This is a genomic window from Streptococcus equinus, from assembly GCF_049393805.1.
GTDB classification, from domain to species: domain Bacteria; phylum Bacillota; class Bacilli; order Lactobacillales; family Streptococcaceae; genus Streptococcus; species Streptococcus equinus.
In genome coordinates, this window is sequence record NZ_CP185763.1 from 166,676 (window position 1) to 183,387 (window position 16,712).

Annotated in this window: 16 protein-coding genes and 2 tRNA genes; all 18 read right to left on the reverse strand. The window is 36.9% G+C overall.

What is annotated here, in order from left to right:
• Positions 1-122 precede the first annotated feature (122 nt).
• The 18 genes from ACN0NP_RS00820 to ACN0NP_RS00905 all read right to left on the reverse strand — a co-directional run bounded on the left by ACN0NP_RS00820 (position 123) and on the right by ACN0NP_RS00905 (position 16,704).
• Positions 123-1,109 carry an aldo/keto reductase gene (locus ACN0NP_RS00820; RefSeq protein WP_027968621.1) on the reverse strand — a complete coding sequence of 329 codons (987 nt, stop codon included), beginning with the start codon at positions 1,107-1,109 and terminating at the stop codon, positions 123-125.
• A gap of 90 nt (positions 1,110-1,199) precedes the next feature.
• Complete coding sequence (locus ACN0NP_RS00825; RefSeq protein ID WP_423217356.1) at positions 1,200-3,056, reverse strand: bifunctional homocysteine S-methyltransferase/methylenetetrahydrofolate reductase; 1,857 nt, start codon at positions 3,054-3,056, stop codon at positions 1,200-1,202.
• A 13-nt stretch (positions 3,057-3,069) separates the two neighbouring features.
• Positions 3,070-5,304, reverse strand: a complete 2,235-nt coding sequence (gene metE / locus ACN0NP_RS00830; protein ID WP_423217357.1) for a 5-methyltetrahydropteroyltriglutamate--homocysteine S-methyltransferase — start codon at positions 5,302-5,304, stop codon at positions 3,070-3,072.
• A gap of 256 nt (positions 5,305-5,560) precedes the next feature.
• Complete coding sequence (locus ACN0NP_RS00835) at positions 5,561-7,489, reverse strand: PTS fructose transporter subunit IIABC (RefSeq protein WP_074567146.1); 1,929 nt, start codon at positions 7,487-7,489, stop codon at positions 5,561-5,563.
• Positions 7,486-8,397, reverse strand: a complete 912-nt coding sequence (gene pfkB / locus ACN0NP_RS00840; protein ID WP_004232166.1) for a 1-phosphofructokinase — start codon at positions 8,395-8,397, stop codon at positions 7,486-7,488. Before pfkB ends, ACN0NP_RS00835 begins: the two co-directional genes overlap by 4 nt.
• On the reverse strand, positions 8,394-9,143 hold the full coding sequence (locus ACN0NP_RS00845) for a DeoR/GlpR family DNA-binding transcription regulator (protein WP_024343941.1): 750 nt from the start codon (positions 9,141-9,143) through the stop codon (positions 8,394-8,396). Before ACN0NP_RS00845 ends, pfkB begins: the two co-directional genes overlap by 4 nt.
• A 177-nt stretch (positions 9,144-9,320) precedes the next feature.
• Positions 9,321-10,322, reverse strand: coding sequence for an NAD(P)/FAD-dependent oxidoreductase (locus ACN0NP_RS00850; RefSeq protein ID WP_027968617.1), 1,002 nt, complete (start codon positions 10,320-10,322; stop codon positions 9,321-9,323).
• Positions 10,323-10,835 (reverse strand): GrpB family protein, encoded by a 513-nt coding sequence (locus ACN0NP_RS00855; protein WP_033152844.1) that lies wholly within the window; start codon positions 10,833-10,835, stop codon positions 10,323-10,325.
• Positions 10,836-10,894: 59 nt separating this feature from the next.
• Positions 10,895-11,623: a tRNA (guanosine(37)-N1)-methyltransferase TrmD gene (gene trmD / locus ACN0NP_RS00860; protein WP_423217358.1), complete on the reverse strand. Its 729-nt coding sequence runs from the start codon at positions 11,621-11,623 to the stop codon at positions 10,895-10,897.
• Complete coding sequence (gene rimM, locus ACN0NP_RS00865) at positions 11,613-12,131, reverse strand: ribosome maturation factor RimM (RefSeq protein WP_021142513.1); 519 nt, start codon at positions 12,129-12,131, stop codon at positions 11,613-11,615. The genes trmD and rimM overlap by 11 nt, the downstream gene beginning before the upstream one ends.
• Positions 12,132-12,216: 85 nt before the next feature.
• A tRNA-Glu gene (locus tag ACN0NP_RS00870) sits at positions 12,217-12,288 on the reverse strand.
• A gap of 24 nt (positions 12,289-12,312) precedes the next feature.
• Positions 12,313-12,384 (reverse strand) — tRNA-Gln (locus ACN0NP_RS00875).
• Between the two features lie 243 nt (positions 12,385-12,627).
• Positions 12,628-12,876 carry a KH domain-containing protein gene (locus ACN0NP_RS00880; RefSeq protein WP_003065320.1) on the reverse strand — a complete coding sequence of 83 codons (249 nt, stop codon included), beginning with the start codon at positions 12,874-12,876 and terminating at the stop codon, positions 12,628-12,630.
• Positions 12,877-12,893: 17 nt separating this feature from the next.
• Entirely contained in the window at positions 12,894-13,166 is a 273-nt protein-coding gene (rpsP, locus tag ACN0NP_RS00885; protein ID WP_004232185.1) for a 30S ribosomal protein S16, read from the reverse strand.
• Positions 13,167-13,481: 315 nt separating this feature from the next.
• A complete protein-coding gene (locus tag ACN0NP_RS00890; RefSeq protein WP_235671180.1) occupies positions 13,482-13,871 on the reverse strand; it encodes a hypothetical protein in 390 nt (129 codons plus the stop codon).
• A 159-nt stretch (positions 13,872-14,030) separates the two neighbouring features.
• Positions 14,031-14,780 carry a class I SAM-dependent methyltransferase gene (locus ACN0NP_RS00895; RefSeq protein ID WP_423217359.1) on the reverse strand — a complete coding sequence of 250 codons (750 nt, stop codon included), beginning with the start codon at positions 14,778-14,780 and terminating at the stop codon, positions 14,031-14,033.
• An 18-nt stretch (positions 14,781-14,798) separates the two neighbouring features.
• Positions 14,799-15,389 carry a TVP38/TMEM64 family protein gene (locus ACN0NP_RS00900; RefSeq protein WP_107374655.1) on the reverse strand — a complete coding sequence of 197 codons (591 nt, stop codon included), beginning with the start codon at positions 15,387-15,389 and terminating at the stop codon, positions 14,799-14,801.
• An 85-nt stretch (positions 15,390-15,474) separates the two neighbouring features.
• Entirely contained in the window at positions 15,475-16,704 is a 1,230-nt protein-coding gene (locus ACN0NP_RS00905) for an ABC transporter permease (RefSeq protein ID WP_021142517.1), read from the reverse strand.
• Between the last annotated feature and the right edge of the window lie 8 nt (positions 16,705-16,712).

The following is a 16,712-nucleotide window of genomic DNA, read 5'->3' on the forward strand; positions in this document are numbered from 1 at the left end:
TCCTTTTATTTTGACACCATGTCATTTTATGTTTTTATTATACTCTTTTATGACACCGTGTCAAGTTAAATGAATCGAATTAACCAAAAAAAGTTTCCAGCACAAAGCCAGAAACTTTTGTCTTATAAGGCACCTACAATTTTATGTGGCAAATATTTTTCATCTAAATAAGCCATATCATCTTCAGTTAATGTCACATCAAAAGCGCCCATAAAATCATCTAGGTATTTTTCTTTTGTGACACCGACAATTGGTGAGTCAATTCCTTTTTGCCATAGCCAAGCAAGTGCAACTTGAGCGCGAGTCACACCATATTTTTCTGCGACTTCTGCCACACGCGCAACAATTGCTTTATCTTGCTCTTCAGTGCTATCGTATTTCATTTTTGCAGTTTCATCCGTTTTACTGCGAGCAGTATCAGCATCCCAATCTCTAACCACACGACCAGCAGCTAAAGGACTATATGGTGCTAAACCAACACCTGAATCTTTACAAAACGGAATCATTTCACGTTCATCTTCACGATAAAGCATATTGTAATGATTTTGCATGACTGAAAATTTCGTCCAACCATTTTTCTCAGCCACATATTGTGCTTTTTGAAATTGCCAAGTATACATTGCTGACGCACCAAGATAATGCACCTTGCCAGAACGCACCAAATCATTTAGGGCAGACATGGTTTCTTCAATCGGCGTATTGTAATCCCAACGGTGAATGTAAAGAACATCGATATAATCAGTTCCCAAGCGTTTAAGACTAGCTTCCACTTGATTAAAAATCGCTTTTCTAGATAAACCAGTTGTATTTCTTCCATCGTGCTGACCATCACCAAAGAAAACCTTAGTAGCGATAATCACTTCATCACGGTCTGCAAAATCACGAAGGGCACGCCCAAGATATTCTTCGCTAGTTCCTTTTCCGTAAACATTGGCTGTATCAAAAAAATTGACACCCAAATCAAGGGCTTTTTTAATAATAACGCGTGATTTTTCTTCATCTAAGAGCCAACCAGAATGAAAACCAAGGCTAGCATCCCCAAAACTCATGCAACCAAGGCACAATTTTGACACTTCAAGACCTGTATTTCCCAATTTTGTGTATTCCATAAGAGACCTCCACTTATTTTTTAAACGGTTTCATTTTACACCTTAGAGCCCACTCCAAGTCAAGAAAAAAATGGACTTAATTGTCCATTTTTATGATATTTTTTGTTTTTTCTCTTCCACCTTTTGGTGAATGTAATTAACTAGCTCGACAGTTAAATCATATCGCATAAAAGGGGTAATAAGATAAATCCCATTAAAAAACTCTAAAGCGTAGTCAATTAAAGCCTTGCTTTCTTGTAATGCTAATTCTTGACATTTATTCTTATCGTCTTTGACCGCTTCTATTTTTTCTAAAAAGTCATCCGACAACTGAATACCTGGAACCTCATTATGTAGAAAAATTGCGTTATTGTAGCTCGTAATTGGCATTATTCCAACAAAAAACGGTGCTTCATAATCTCTTGTTAGCTCTGCTAAATTTTCAATAATCTCTTTGTTAAATATGGGCTGCGTAATAAAACAATCAGCTCCTGCAGCAATTTTTTTATCTATCAAACGACTGCAACGTGATAAATTTTTAACATTTGGGTTAAATGCTGCAGCTGCTGTAAAAGTTGTTTCTTTTTTTATGCTAGCGCCACTGTATCCTTTTCCCTTGTTAAGCTGCTTAATCAGCTCTAATAACTTAAAACTTGTAGCATCATATACGCTGGTTGCTCCCGGAAAATCTCCTATTTTAGATGGATCCCCTGTAATTGCTAGAACTTGATGAAATCCTAAAATGTCCATTCCCAAAAGACGTGATTGAAGACCTATCATATTGTGATCACGACACGATAAATGTAGTAAAAATGGTGTTGAAATCTCATTTTTCAAAAGTGATGCAATACTGACATTGCAAATTCTTGTCTTAGCAAGAGAATTATCTGCCAATGTTATAGCTGAGACACCTGCGTCATCTAGAGCTTTGACACCTTCAGTAAACTTCTCAATATCCAACGTTTTTGGAGGATCAATTTCTGCAATTACGGTCACTTGCCGTTTTACCTTGTCGACAATAGTCTCAGACTGCTTGACTGCCTTAATCAGCTCAGCTTCTTCAACCATTGGTGTCACAAATTTTCGCGAAACTGGTTTTAAACCTTTGACAGCACGCTTAACAGCTCTAATATGATCTGGTGTCGTACCACAACATCCACCAATCAAACGAGCCCCTTCAGCCACTAAAAGCTCTGCACTTTTTCCAAAATAATCCGCATTTTGACTAAAGCCATATTGCCCACTACCATTATCATCAACAAATGATAATAAACTAGCATTTGGATAAACCGACAAATAAGACTGGGCAAAAAGCGGAACTTGTTTTAGAGATTGAATCATGTGATAAGGTCCCAAATGACAATTTAATCCAACAACATCCGCTCCCAACATGACTAATTTGCCAAAAATTTCTACTAAAGGCTTACCATTTTCTGTAATTCCCGCCTCATGAAGAGCAATATTAGTAATAATTGGTAAATCCGTCAATGGCCTGACTGCTTTTAAAACCGCGATAATTTCTTCTTCATCATAATAAGTTTCAAAAAGTAATCCATCAATCTGATTAGTTTCAAGTAAGTAGTTCACCTGTTCAAGCGTTTCTTGGATAATTTCATCAAGTGATAACTCACACTGTTTTAGACCACGAAGAGCACCAACCGTTCCCAAAACAAAGGTATCCTTCCCAGCAGCTTGTCTTGCAATTCTGACTCCAGCTTGATTAATCTCCTTGACTTTATCTTCATAGCCATATCCCTTAAGTCGGTGTCGTTTTGCTGCATATGTGTTAGTCTGGATGACATCAGCTCCTGCTTCAATATAAGCTTTATGAATGGCAGATACCTTTTCAGGATGAATCAAATTATAGGCTTCATAGCAATTGTCAAGACCATTGGCGTAAAGAAGAGTTCCCATAGCACCGTCAGCTACCAGAATATCTGTTTTTAAACGTTCTAATAATCGTGACATAGCTTAACCTTCCTTATTTTCTGTATTTTGCTCGGACTTCCTTTGTTGCTTCCACTAAAACTTTAAGCGCTGCAACTGTTTCTGGTTCACGACGTGTTTTTAATCCACAGTCAGGATTAACCCAGAATTGTTCGACAGACAATTGACGAAGAGGACGTTCGATATTTGCAATAACTTCTTCTTTTGTTGGAACACGAGGTGAGTGAATATCGTAAACACCAAGACCGATTCCAAGCGGATAAACCGCTGTTTCAAATGACTGAATAACATCTCCATGACTACGACTTGTCTCAATTGAAATAACATCAGCATCCAAATCTCGAATTGAGTCAATAATTTCGTTAAATTTTGAATAACACATATGTGTGTGAATTTGCGTTTCATCTTTAACCGACGAAGTAGCAATACGAAAAGCATGCACAGCATCGTCAAGATATGCCTGTTGTTTAGCTTTACGAAGTGGCAAGCCCTCACGAAGTGCTGCCTCATCTACTTGGATAATAGCAATACCCGCATCTTCTAGCAATTTGATTTCGTCTTTGATGGCAAGCCCAATTTGATTAAATAAATCAGCACGTGAAATATCAGAACGCTCAAACGACCAATTCGTAATCGTGATTGGACCTGTTAGCATACCTTTAACCGGACGATCAGTTAAACTTTGTGCATAAACCACTTCTTTCACTGATAATGGTTGAATGTGTTTCACATCACCATAAATAATCGGCGGTTTAACGGCACGAGAACCATACGATTGAACCCAACCAAGTTTTGTTGTGGTGAATCCAGCCAATTTTTGACCGAAGAATTCCACCATATCCACACGTTCAAATTCACCGTGCACCAGAACATCGAGATCTAAATCCTCTTGAATTTTAATCCAACGAGCAATTTCGGATTTGATAAAATCTTCGTATTCTGTATCAGAAATATCCCCACGCTTCCAAGCCAAACGTGTTCTTCTAACCTCTGGTGATTGTGGAAATGAGCCAATAGTTGTAGTCGGAAGAGTTGGCAAACCAAGTTTAGCTTCTTGTACTTTACGACGAACTTTATAGTTTACACGCTGAGTTGGAACATTATCTAGGTTTTCAAGGGTAACATTTCGAAAATCAGCTGCTTGTAAAGCATCAAAGTTAGCAAGATGCTGTTTGTAACTATCTGACTCTTTCCCATCTAAATGCTGAGCTAAAAGAACCAGCTCTTCTAATTTTTCATCAGCAAAAGCAAGACCATTTTTCAATACTAACTCTAGCTCATTCTCATTTTTTGTCGTCACCGGAACATGAAGTAGGGAACAAGACGGTTGAATCACAAGATTACCAACCTTATCTTGGAGCTTTTTCAACAGTTCTGATGTTTTTACAAAATCATTTGCCCAAATATTTCGCCCATCAACTACGCCAGCAAAAACTTCTTTATTCTCAAAAAGACCATTTTCGACAGCTTGCAAATTTTCATCAAACCCATGAACAAAGTCAAGTCCAAAAGCAGCTACAGGAAGTTCAGACAATGTTTCAGCATCAATCAATGCTTCAAAATACGTTTGGAAAATAATATTCACCTCTGGCACTTCCTTTGCAAAATAAGAATAAACATATTTTGCAGCCTCTAAAAGTCCAGCACCCTCATCCGTCACAAAAATTGGTTCATCAACTTGAACATAAGTCGCACCAGCTGCAGCTAATTCTTTAAAAACTTGCTTATAAAGTGGTAAAAGTTTTTTTACTGCCGATGTAAAATCACTAACTTCAGATGAAAGTGCAACATAAGTAATAGGACCTGTAATTACCGGCTTTGCCTTATCACCAACAACCTCTCTTGCCTCAATGTATAAATCAAGCAAGCGTGTATTTGTCAAATGCGGCTTCACTTTTGACCATTCAGGTACAATGTAGTGATAATTTGTATTGAACCATTTTTTCATTGAAGAAGCCACATTGTCCTTGTTTCCACGAGCAATCGCAAAAAACAAATCCAGATTGACGTCTTCTTTTGAAAAACGATTTGGAATAACACCAAATTGAACAGATAAATCCAAAATATGGTCATAAAGTGAAAAATCACCTACTGGAATAAAATCAAGCCCTGCCTCAGCTTGCTTTTTCAAAAATGACAGACGCAACGTCTTAGCTTGTGCTTCTAACTCAGCTTGAGAAATATTTCCAGACCAATACGATTCAATCAGTTTTTTCCACTCACGATTCTCACCTAAACGCGGATAACCCAAATTCGAAACCTTAATCATAGTTACCTCCTATAACCTCATTAGTTTAAAACTATATGATTCAAAAATTTTATAGTTTAGATTTTAACTGATAAGCCCTTATTTTTCAACGGTTCTAGCCATTCTATCTTTTTATGCTTTGTTATAGTTATCAGCTATGTAGTTAGATATTGTTATAGTTATAAACTATAACTGTGGTGTTTAAATAACAAAAAGAACCCCCGAAGGGGTTCTCTAGTGTGTTAGATTAATAAAATTTTATATTAGTTGTTTTTAATTATTTAGCTTTGCGAAGAGCACCAAATAGGATACCCGCAATGATTGCTCCGATGATAACAAAGACAAGGTAAAGGATTGGAGCGCTTGTCAATGCAATAACGAAGATACCACCGTGTGGAGCCATAAGTTTGATACCAAATGCACCAACAAGACCACCAGCTACAGCTGAACCAACCATGAAGCTTGGGATAGCACGAGCAGGGTCAGCAGCACCAAATGGAATAGCACCTTCAGTAATGAATGAAAGACCCATGATAATGTTAGTCAAACCTGAGTTGCGTTCTTCTTCAGTGAATTTATTTTTGAAAAGAAGAGTTGCAACAAATACTGCAAGTGGAGGAACCATACCACCAGCCATAACTGATGCCATAGCAACTGAACCACCTGATGCTACAGATGCAGCAAGTGTACCTGTACCAAATACGTAAGCAGCTTTGTTAAATGGTCCACCCATATCGATAGCCATCATTCCACCAAGGATAGCACCTAGAAGAACAGCTGATGCACCTTGAAGACCTCCAAGGAAGTTGTTCAAACCAGTGTTGATTGCTGCCATTGGGATATTAACAAATAGCATTGCAAAACCTGTCAAGAATACACCAAGTAATGGGTAAAGCAAGATAGATTTAATACCTTCAAGTGAACGTGGAAGACCAGCACATGCTTTTTTAACAAGGTTTACAAGCCAACCAGCAAGGAAACCACCAACAAGAGCACCAAGGAATCCTGAAGGAGTTCCTTCAAGGTTACCCCATGCAGCACCACTTGAAGCAATAGCACCAGCTACGAAACCAGCTACAAGACCTGGTTTTTCAGCGATTGAGTATGCAATGTAACCAGCTAAAATTGGAAGCATGAATCCAAATGCTGCATTACCAATTGTTTTGAAGTAAGCAGCTGCTTGGTGATATGTACCCAAGTTAGAAAGTTGATCTTTTGGTACACCCAAAATGTTATCAATCAAGAATGCAAGTGCAATCATGATACCACCACCGATAACGAATGGCAACATTTGAGAAACACCACTCATCAAGTGTTTGTAGAATGCAGCACCAAGGCTAAGTTTTTCACTTGATTCTTTTTCTTCAGTAGAAGAACCTGCTGCAGCTTTGTAAGTATCAGCTTTACCATCAAGGATGATGTTAATTAATTCTTCAGTTTTCTTGATACCGTCAGCAACTGGACGAGATACCAATTGTTTACCGTCGAAACGAGCCATTTCAACAGCTTTATCAGCAGCAACGATAACACCTTTAGCGCGAGCAATTTCATCTGCTGTCAAGCGGTTACCAACACCTGATGCACCATTTGTTTCAACACGAACTGTTACACCCATTTCTTCACCTTGTTTGATGAGGGCTTCTTCTGCCATGTAAGTATGTGCAATACCAGTTGTACATGCTGTTACAGCAACGATAAGTGGTTTATCATCTGAAACTGGAGCAGCTTTGACTTCTTCTTTTGCTTTGTTATCTTCTTCTGCAGCGTTAAATGTTGCAATAACTTCATCAGCAGTAGTTACTTTACGCAATTGATCTGCAAAACCGTCTTTCAAAAGGTATTTTGAAAGTTCAGCAAGGGCTGCCAAGTGAGTATCGTTTGCCCCGTCTGGTGCAGCGATCATGAAGAATAGGTATGTTGGTTGTCCATCCAAGGCTTCATAGTCAACACCAGCAGTAGATTTTGCAAAAAGAACTGTTGCTTCTTTTACAGCAGCATTTTTGCTGTGTGGCATAGCAATACCATCACCTAAACCAGTTGATGTTTGAGCTTCACGGTTCATGATACCTTGTTTAAAAGTATCAAAATCGGTTACAACACCGTTTTCAACAAGGCTTGTAATCATTTCATCGATAACAGCTTCTTTTGAAGTTGCTTTCAAATCAAGAATCATGACTTCTTTTTTAAGCAAGTCTTGAATTTTCATAGTTTTTCTACCTCTACTTTTTGATATGTTTCTTTGATGAATTCAGCTGTTGCTAAGTCATCTGAGAATGTAGTTGCTGTTCCACAAGCGACACCCCATTTAAGAGCTTCAACAGGGTCACCAGATTTAACGTATTCTCCAGTGAAACCTGCCACCATTGAGTCACCAGCACCTACAGAGTTTTTAACTGTACCTTTAATTGGTTTTGCGAAGTATGCTGCTTCTGGAGTTACAAGCAATGCGCCATCTCCAGCCATTGAAATAATAACGTTTTTAGCACCTTTAGCAAGAATTTCACGAGCGTATTTTTCAATATCAGCTAGACCATTCAATTCTACACCAAAGATATCAGCCAATTCGTGATTATTTGGTTTTACTAAAAGCGGTTGATAGTTTAGTGAGTCAAGAAGAGTTTGCCCTTCAAAATCACATACTACTTCAGCACCAGCTTTTTTAGCAATTGGAATCAAAGTGTTGTAAACTTGGTTTCCAAGGCTGCTTGGAGCTGAACCCGCAAAAACAACAGTATCTTCGCTAGACAAGCCAGCAAGAATTGATTTCAATTCTTCTAATTTTTCATCTGAAATTTTTGGACCAGCACCATTAATTTCAGTTTCTTCACCAGCTTTGATTTTAACGTTAATACGTGTATCTTCAGAAACTTCAACAAAGTCTGTTTTAATACCTTCAGCTACTAAGCTATCAGCAACAAAACGTCCAGTGAAACCACCGATAAAACCAGTTGCAGTATTATCGATATCCAATCGTTGCAAGATACGACTAACGTTAATTCCTTTACCACCAGCAAACTTATCATCGCTAGACATACGGTTAACACTGTCAAGCACTAAGTTATCCAAGCGAACGATAAAGTCGATTGATGGATTCAGAGTTACTGTGTAAATCATACTTCAATTACCCTCGTATTTTCTTTTATTTTTTTCATCAGTGCTCCGCTAGATTGATTGGTAATGATCGTAACATTTTCAATCTTTTCAACCTTTGCAAAAGAAATACGACCAATCTTTGATGAGTCAGTGACTACATAAGTCTTTCTGGCATTCTCGATAACTGTCCTTTTAATAACCGCTTCCTCTACGTCAGGTGTTGTTAGGAATTTTTCATCAATTCCATTAATACCTAAGAAAGCCTTATCAAAATTCAACTGTCGAATTTGATCGTAAGCTGCTACTCCGATACTTGCATCAGTTGATTTTTTTACATGACCACCAATAATGATGGTCTTGACGTTTTTATCAACCAACTTAGCAGCGTGGTGAATTGAATTCGTTACAACCGTTAAATTATCCTGATTTAAATAGCCTAATAATAATTCGTTGGTTGTTCCTGCATCCACAAAAATAACTTCATCACTTGAAATCATTTCTGCTGCTTTTTGAGCAACTAGCTTTTTTTCTTGAATGTTTTTGATAGATTTTTGTTGATTGGTAAATTCCTCTTGGAGCGAGTGAGGAAGTTCAGCTCCACCATGAACTCGGTGAAGTTTTCGCTCACTTTCAAGCTCGTCTAAATCCCTTCGAACAGTGGATTCAGAGGTATCTAGCAGGCTAACTAAGTCATCCAGCCGAACAAATTTATCATGAGACAATTTCTGCATGATTAATTGTTTTCGTTTAGACTTTAGAATCCTCATCACCTCCATTGAAATCGTTTACAGATAGAATTATACTATATTTCCAATCAATGTCAAGCACTTTCTCTCAAATTCTATCATTTTTCTGCAAAAACGTCAATTTCAGAAAATGAATTTTTGATTTCAGAAAAAGCCTTGTAAAACAAGTGGAATTCACTGTCTTACAAGGCTTTTTTATTATTCATTAATTAATGATGTTGAGTGAACAACTCGATTATCACGATCAGGGAAAATGTATTTAATAGCTTGGTTAATAGCTGTTGGTGCTTCACCAAAACCAGTTGCAATCAAATCAACTTTTCCTTCGTAATCAGCTGCATCACCGATTGCATAGACACCTGGTTGACTTGTTTCAAACAATGGTGAAACTGTAATACTTGAACGTTTGTAATCAACATTCCAGTTTTTTAGGTTTTTATTTGAAGTTGAAAAACCAAAGCTTACAATCAATGCATCAAGCGGTAACTCTACTGTCTCATCTGATTTCACCTTTTGAACTGTTAAGCTCTTAGCAAATTGGCCATCACCTGAGAGTTCGTATGGTACATAAGGTGTCAAAATATTGACATTTGAATTTTTCAACACTTCAACACTGTGTTCATGAGCTCGGAAAGCATCACGACGGTGTACGATTGTGACACTTTTAGCCAAACCATCCAAGTGGTTTGCCCAGTCAACTGCTGAGTCTCCTCCACCACAAATAACAACATTTTTACCAGCGAATTGGTCAAGTTTGTGAACGTTGTAGAAAAGGTTATTATCTGCGTATAATTCTTCGCCTTCTAGACCAAGTGTACGAGGAGCAAATGCGCCATTACCACAAGCAATCACAATCGCACGTGAAAAATGTTGTCCTTTATTTGTATCGATAGTGAAGATGTCACCATCTTTTTCAAAAGTTTTAACTTCCTCTTTAAGGCAAATAGCTGTGTTATCTTTAAAACGATCCAATTGTTTAATAAGATTTTCAGTCAAATCTGCTGCTGTGATTCCTGGGAAACCAGCAACGTCGTAAACCATTTTTTCAGGATAAAGAACTGCAGGTTGGCCACCAAGTTCAGATAAACTTTCAATGATTTTTACTGAAACTCCACGCAAACCAGCATAAAATGCTGCAAACAGACCAACAGGTCCACCACCAATGATAGTAATGTCATAGATTTCACGATTTTCTGACATTTAAATTTCCATCTCCTTATATATTTGTTCAATAATAGTTGATTTATAGGCTATATAGCTATCGATATCTTTAGGAAATAGCTGCGCTGCTTTCTCTTTTACTTCGCCATAAACCTGAACAGCTTCTGGATGACAGCGCAAATAATCTCGAAAAGCAAGATGACGTTTTAACTCACGCGAACTTTCAGGGCAGACGTAAAGGTGATGAAGTTGCAAGTGCTCTTTGCCAGAATAAGCAAAAGCTTCTCTTCCTTCTATCCCTAAATTTCCTTCATGAACATAACCAATTTTTGACAAACTATCAATCACTTCAGTTAAATCTGTATCATCTGAAACAACAAGATCAATATCAATAATTGGCTTTGCCGAAAGTCCTTGAACGGAAGTACTACCGACATGTTCAATTCGAAGTATTAGCTTCCCTGCAGCTTCTTGTAACTCTTTTGAGATTTGCTCAAAATCGTCTTTCCAACTTTCTTGGTAAGAAAGCACTACAACATCTTTTGTTCGCATAAAACCTCCACAAAAATAAAAAGACATACAGCCGCATGTCCTTTATTATATCACATATTCTATTTTTTCGCGTCTCTATCCTTTAGAATCTTACGGAAAATGGCCTCTTCTTCCTTCGTAAAGGTATAGTTTTCCAACAAATCAGGTCGACGATCCAATGTTTTGCGAAGGCTTTGTTCAATTCGCCACTTACGAATATTCTCATGGTGACCACTCATCAAGACATCAGGCACCTTCATACCACGGAAGTCATATGGACGAGTGTACTGAGGAAATTCTAACAAACCAGATGAAAATGAATCATCTTGGTGACTTGCTTCTTTTCCGAGAACATTTGGAATCAAGCGAACTGTCGCATCAACGATTGTCATCGCTGCTAACTCACCACCCGTTAAAACAAAATCGCCAAGTGAAATCTCATCTGTCACTAACGTCTTGATACGCTCATCATAGCCTTCATAATGACCACAGATAAAGATTAACTCTTCTTCTTGTGAAAGCTCCTCTGCATAGCTTTGGTCAAATTTACGACCTGCAGGATCCAAAAGAATCACACGAGGTTTTTTAGCGTTAATTTTGTCAATCGTATCAAAAATAGGCTGCGCACGAAGTAACATTCCTTGACCGCCACCATAAGGTTCATCATCAACATGACGAGCTTTTTCAGCATTATCACGGAAATTGTGGTAATTAATGTCAAGCAGTCCTTTTTCAGTCGCTTTTCCGACAATTGAGTATTCAAGCGGTGCAAACATTTCTGGAAAGAGTGTCAAGATATCAATCTTCATCGTCAAGTCCTTCCAATACATCTACATCAACACGATTACCTGCAACGTCAACATTCAAAACAACTGGTGGAATGTACGGCAATAGCAAATCGCGTTTTCCTTTACGTTTGACAACCCAAACATCATTAGCACCAGGTTGAAGAATTTCTTTAATTTGCCCAATTAAAACATCATTTTCATAAACGTCAAGTCCAATGATTTCATGATAGTAAAATTCACCATCTTCAAGTTCTGAAAGATTTTCTTCAGCAACCTTCAATGAGCAACCTTTATATTTTTCGATATCATTGATATGATACATACCTTTGAATTTGATGATGTCAAAATTCTTTTGTTTGCGATGGCTTGCAATTTCTACATCAAGCAGAAAACGATCCTTATCATCAAAAACAGCTAGTTTTGAACCTTTTTTAAAACGTTCTTCAGCAAAATCTGTAACTGACAAAACACGCATCTCACCTTGAAGACCTTGTGTGTTGACAATTCTTCCAACATTATAGTAATTCATTTTCACTCCACATAACTTAGTCTTTATCATTTTACCATAAAAATAGTAAAGAAAAAACCAGCTGCCCTACTGCAACTGGTCAAGATAGTCCGTACGGGATTCGAACCCGTGTTACCGCCGTGAAAAGGCGGTGTCTTAACCCCTTGACCAACGGACCATATTAACAAAACCATACGGTTTACTGGGGTAGCTGGATTCGAACCAACGCATGAGGGAGTCAAAGTCCCTTGCCTTACCGCTTGGCTATACCCCATAAATAACATAATTTATTCTATCGCAATCAGCTTTATTTGTCAACCCCTTTTTTGAAGTTTTTTTAAAAGTTTTTTTCAACTGCGATAATCTGACTTGCACAACAACTCTCAAAAGTTGTCTCTCAAATCAAGACAAGATATATTCTATCATGATCGAACTACTTTGGCAATACTTTTTTGAAACTTTTTTCAATTTTTTCAGGATACTTGACATTTACAAAAAGAAAAAGAGTAGCATAACACTACTCTTCTCCTTTTTCGTCAATAACGAGTCTTACTTTTTTACCTTGAGTTGGTACCGAATAGACAATCGATCTTATCGCTGTAATGGTACGACCTTTTTTACCGATAACACGACCGATGTCCTGTGCATCCAAATCCAGATGATATTCTAAAAACTCAGGTGTATCTTCAATTTTAATGGTAAGATTATCTGGTTGTGAAATCAAAGGTTTCACAATAGCGATAATAAGATTTTCAATGGTATCCATAGGCTTTTGTTACTCTATTATTTTGAGAATTTTGAATCGTGGAATTTTTTCATAACGCCTTGTTTAGAAAGGATGTTACGAACTGTATCTGAAGGTTGAGCACCTTTAGACAACCATTCAAGAACACGTTCTTCTTTAAGTGTTACTTGGTTTTCAGCTACAAGTGGGTTGTAAGTACCAACTGTTTCGATGAAACGACCATCACGTGGAGCACGTGAATCAGCTACGTTGATACGGTAGAAAGGTTTTTTCTTAGAACCCATACGAGTTAAACGGATTTTTACTGCCATTAGTATAAAGTCTCTTTTCTATTTTTTTGTTTAGGTTAATAGCTCTGCTACTAACTCACTTAACTTATTATACCATAAAAGAAGAGGGTGTCAAGAAAAAAACTTGACACGAGTTCATATTTTTTTAAATACCTATAAATCAAGAGATTTATCCAAATTTATTCCAAAATAAATATGTGATGGCAAGGCCTAGGCACAGTCCAAAACCAATTAGTAAATAAAATATTTGGCTGGATTTTATTGCAAAAACTCCAAATACCAAAAGTGTAAGAATAGCTAACAGAGTAAGAAATTTTTTTCTTCCGTCCATAGTGTCTACTCCTCTAAAGCTTTATATAGAGCTGCCTTTAATTCTCCTATTGTAGTAGCTCTAGGTGAATCTAAGCTTAGTTCTTCTACGACTTGTCCAGTTTCAGTATCATAGGATTTTGAAATAGCATGATTATCACTTACAGAAAAGAATAGTCCTCCATCAGAATCAGCAATAATTTTAGTATCATCCGACACATTCATCACTTTAAACATCTCATCAACATAATCTTTTGTGAAATATTCTTCTCCCTTATAACTATTAACAATTTTACTAATTGTGTAATTTTCGACATCCTCATTTATCTCTATGTCTTTTGCTTCAACATTATAAATTACTAATGTTCCAGCAAACAAAAACAATGCTCCAATTAACAAAATTCCCTTTTTTATCATAATTAACTCCCAAATAATGTAGTTTTCACTTGCATCATTTTATGCATGTACTTGATTATAGCTGAATTGTACTATTTTCCCATAAATCAGTCAATCAAATTGAATATCATTATCTTTTTTCTAAATCATCCAAGAAAAAAGAACACTTTACAGTGTTCTTCAAATCTCAATAACTCCATAATGGAATTTTTGATTTTTTCTTATAAGATGTTCAAAGCCATATTTTTCAAAGACATCATCTCTAAAATGAGCTTTAATGATAATCTTCTTTCTAGCCACGCGCTTAGTTTCTTGCAAAAGCTCTTCTGAAAAAGCTGTGACATTAGCATACTGACGTAAGCCATCCAGATTCTTCGATTCCTCAATTCTCTCAGAAAACATCGGATCACAATAAACAATATCAAAAGAATCATTCGGTAGTTTTTTTAAGTATTCCAGATTCTCAGCACAAATAGTCTTGATTGAACGCATTGCTTGGTTTAGTGAATCAGAGTCACTTTGATAGTTTTTTAAACCTTCTGAAACAATAAAATGGATTAAAGGATTGCTTTCTATTGCAGTCACATCATGTCGAGCATGGGACATAACAATACTATCACTTGCTAATCCCATTGTCGTGTCAAGAACCTTCAAAGAGTCCGTACCAAGTAAATCAACCAATGCATCGTGTGAACTTTTTATTCGTAGCATAGCCGTATCTGGATGAAAAGAAAGCTCACTACCATCTTGATTTAATAAGCGCAGCTTATTTTCATAAACCAAAAGGACACCCTCGCGACCCTGCAACAGCTTTTTTGCTGATTGTTTATTTCGCTCAATCACTGGAAGATTAAGCTTTTCACCGATTGATTTTGCTTTAGCAAGCAAATTAGCATTTTCTCTCAAACTAGTTGTAATTACAATTGACATAACCACATTATACCAAAATCACAAAAAACTTTTGATGAATCTTCCACCATAAATCCAAAAATAACTAAAAGCAACAATCGAAATCGGCTTACAAATTAAGATAATGTATAAGAATCGTTTAAAGGACATTCTTGATAAGCCGGTTATCATAACCAAGATATCTGCTGGTGATATAGGAGAAGCCATATTCAAAGCAAATACAGTTTCATATGTTGATGATGCCAATTTTTGCTCATAATGCTTAAATGATTTCTCATCTACAAATAATAAAATAAACGGTTTACCATATCGCCTCGTAAGCAAAAATAGAATGATGCTCCCAATCACAATTCCAACATAATTCAGAATAAATCCCAGAATTGGTCCAAATGCCATAAAACCAACAACCGTTGTCACACCACCTGGAATAATCGGGATAACAACTTGAATAATTTGTAATAGTAGAAATCCAATGCTACCTATAATCAAATGGCCTTTAAGCGCTCTTGTTAAAGCATCAGGATCATTTAAAATATCCATGTTCTTAAATAGATAGACTAAAAATAAAACAGTCAAAGCAATTGAAAAAATTCCCAAAAATTTAACCAACTTCTTCAAAGTATCATACATCATATCACCCTTTATCACATCTATTACTTAAATTTATTATACAAGGGTTATTCTTTTTTAACAAGAAATTATGTAACTCCTTTCATTATTCATAACGAAGGGCTTCAATTGGATTTAGTTTACTTGCTTTGTTAGCCGGTAATAGCCCAAATACAATACCGATAAAGGCTGAAAAGATAAGGCTACCTAGTGCAATATTTAGAGAAATAGATGGTTTAACATTTGGAATAGCATTTCCAAGCAAGGCTGTCACTCCAGACGCTAAGGCAAGCCCAATCAATCCACCTAAAATTGTTAAGACCATTGATTCAATCAAAAATTGAGTCAAAATTTTCTGGCGCGTAGCACCGAGAGCTTTACGTAAACCAATCTCACGTGTTCTCTCAGTTACAGATACTAACATGATATTCATGACACCAATACCACCAACAAGCAATGAAATACCTGCAATAGCACCGATAACCGTTGTCATCATGCCATAAGCTGATTTCACCTGAGAAAGTACTTGCGTCATGTCATAAATTGTAAATCGACCAGTTCTAACACCAGAAATCTGTGTCATCAAACGAGCAGCTTCTTTTCCGACTTTAGACGATTCTTTAACATCGCTGACATGAACAAATGCTCCCTGAACCTCGTCAATGTTGAACTCTGCAGCTAACTGAGTATTTGTCATAACAGCATTTCCGCCTGATTGCATGCCATACTGTGCCGAACCAGCATCTGGGTCTTTATAAACGCCAACAACTAGATAGGTTTTTGAACCGATAGAAACTTGCTGATTAAGCGCAGCATCATTGCTGCCGAAAAGTTTAACAGCTAATTTTGTATCCAACATAACAATACGAGAAAAACGATCATAATCTCCCTTTTCAAAACTTCGTCCTGCTAGTACTTTGAATTTTTTTACCGCAAAATAAGTCTTGTTTACCCCTGTTATATTAACATTTTTAGATTTTTTCTGATTTCCCTCAACTGTTGATGTTGTCCCATTTGTCAAATAGTAATTCGTAACACCTGGAAGCTCGCTTGTGATTTTTTGCAACCACTCTTCCTTAATTTGTGGTCCTTTGTCAGACGCCGTAGGGTCTTCATCATCAAAAATATCAATATCATCTGACTTCTTAGTTGTGTAATAAATTTGAATATTTTGATTGTCAGAAGCAAACATATTAGTGACTTGATTTGTCATTCCTTCACCCAATGCCATAATGACAACCACTGAAGCCACACCGATAATGATTCCTAAAGTTGTTAAAAACGAACGCATCTTGTGCCCCATGATTGAACTTAGGGCGAATTTCCAATTTTCCATCATAATCC

What these genes read in the sequence shown, in the direction of transcription:
- ACN0NP_RS00820 (WP_027968621.1), bottom strand. Translation starts at nt 1,109, where the DNA reads ATGGAATACACAAAATTGGGAAATACAGGTCTTGAAGTGTCAAAATTG.
- ACN0NP_RS00825 (WP_423217356.1), bottom strand. Translation starts at nt 3,056, where the DNA reads ATGTCACGATTATTAGAACGTTTAAAAACAGATATTCTGGTAGCTGAC.
- metE (WP_423217357.1), bottom strand. Translation starts at nt 5,304, where the DNA reads ATGATTAAGGTTTCGAATTTGGGTTATCCGCGTTTAGGTGAGAATCGT.
- ACN0NP_RS00835 (WP_074567146.1), bottom strand. Translation starts at nt 7,489, where the DNA reads ATGAAAATTCAAGACTTGCTTAAAAAAGAAGTCATGATTCTTGATTTG.
- pfkB (WP_004232166.1), bottom strand. Translation starts at nt 8,397, where the DNA reads ATGATTTACACAGTAACTCTGAATCCATCAATCGACTTTATCGTTCGC.
- ACN0NP_RS00845 (WP_024343941.1), bottom strand. Translation starts at nt 9,143, where the DNA reads ATGAGGATTCTAAAGTCTAAACGAAAACAATTAATCATGCAGAAATTG.
- ACN0NP_RS00850 (WP_027968617.1), bottom strand. Translation starts at nt 10,322, where the DNA reads ATGTCAGAAAATCGTGAAATCTATGACATTACTATCATTGGTGGTGGA.
- ACN0NP_RS00855 (WP_033152844.1), bottom strand. Translation starts at nt 10,835, where the DNA reads ATGCGAACAAAAGATGTTGTAGTGCTTTCTTACCAAGAAAGTTGGAAA.
- trmD (WP_423217358.1), bottom strand. Translation starts at nt 11,623, where the DNA reads ATGAAGATTGATATCTTGACACTCTTTCCAGAAATGTTTGCACCGCTT.
- rimM (WP_021142513.1), bottom strand. Translation starts at nt 12,131, where the DNA reads ATGAATTACTATAATGTTGGAAGAATTGTCAACACACAAGGTCTTCAA.
- ACN0NP_RS00880 (WP_003065320.1), bottom strand. Translation starts at nt 12,876, where the DNA reads ATGGATACCATTGAAAATCTTATTATCGCTATTGTGAAACCTTTGATT.
- rpsP (WP_004232185.1), bottom strand. Translation starts at nt 13,166, where the DNA reads ATGGCAGTAAAAATCCGTTTAACTCGTATGGGTTCTAAGAAAAAACCT.
- ACN0NP_RS00890 (WP_235671180.1), bottom strand. Translation starts at nt 13,871, where the DNA reads ATGATAAAAAAGGGAATTTTGTTAATTGGAGCATTGTTTTTGTTTGCT.
- ACN0NP_RS00895 (WP_423217359.1), bottom strand. Translation starts at nt 14,780, where the DNA reads ATGTCAATTGTAATTACAACTAGTTTGAGAGAAAATGCTAATTTGCTT.
- ACN0NP_RS00900 (WP_107374655.1), bottom strand. Translation starts at nt 15,389, where the DNA reads ATGTATGATACTTTGAAGAAGTTGGTTAAATTTTTGGGAATTTTTTCA.
- ACN0NP_RS00905 (WP_021142517.1), bottom strand. Translation starts at nt 16,704, where the DNA reads ATGGAAAATTGGAAATTCGCCCTAAGTTCAATCATGGGGCACAAGATG.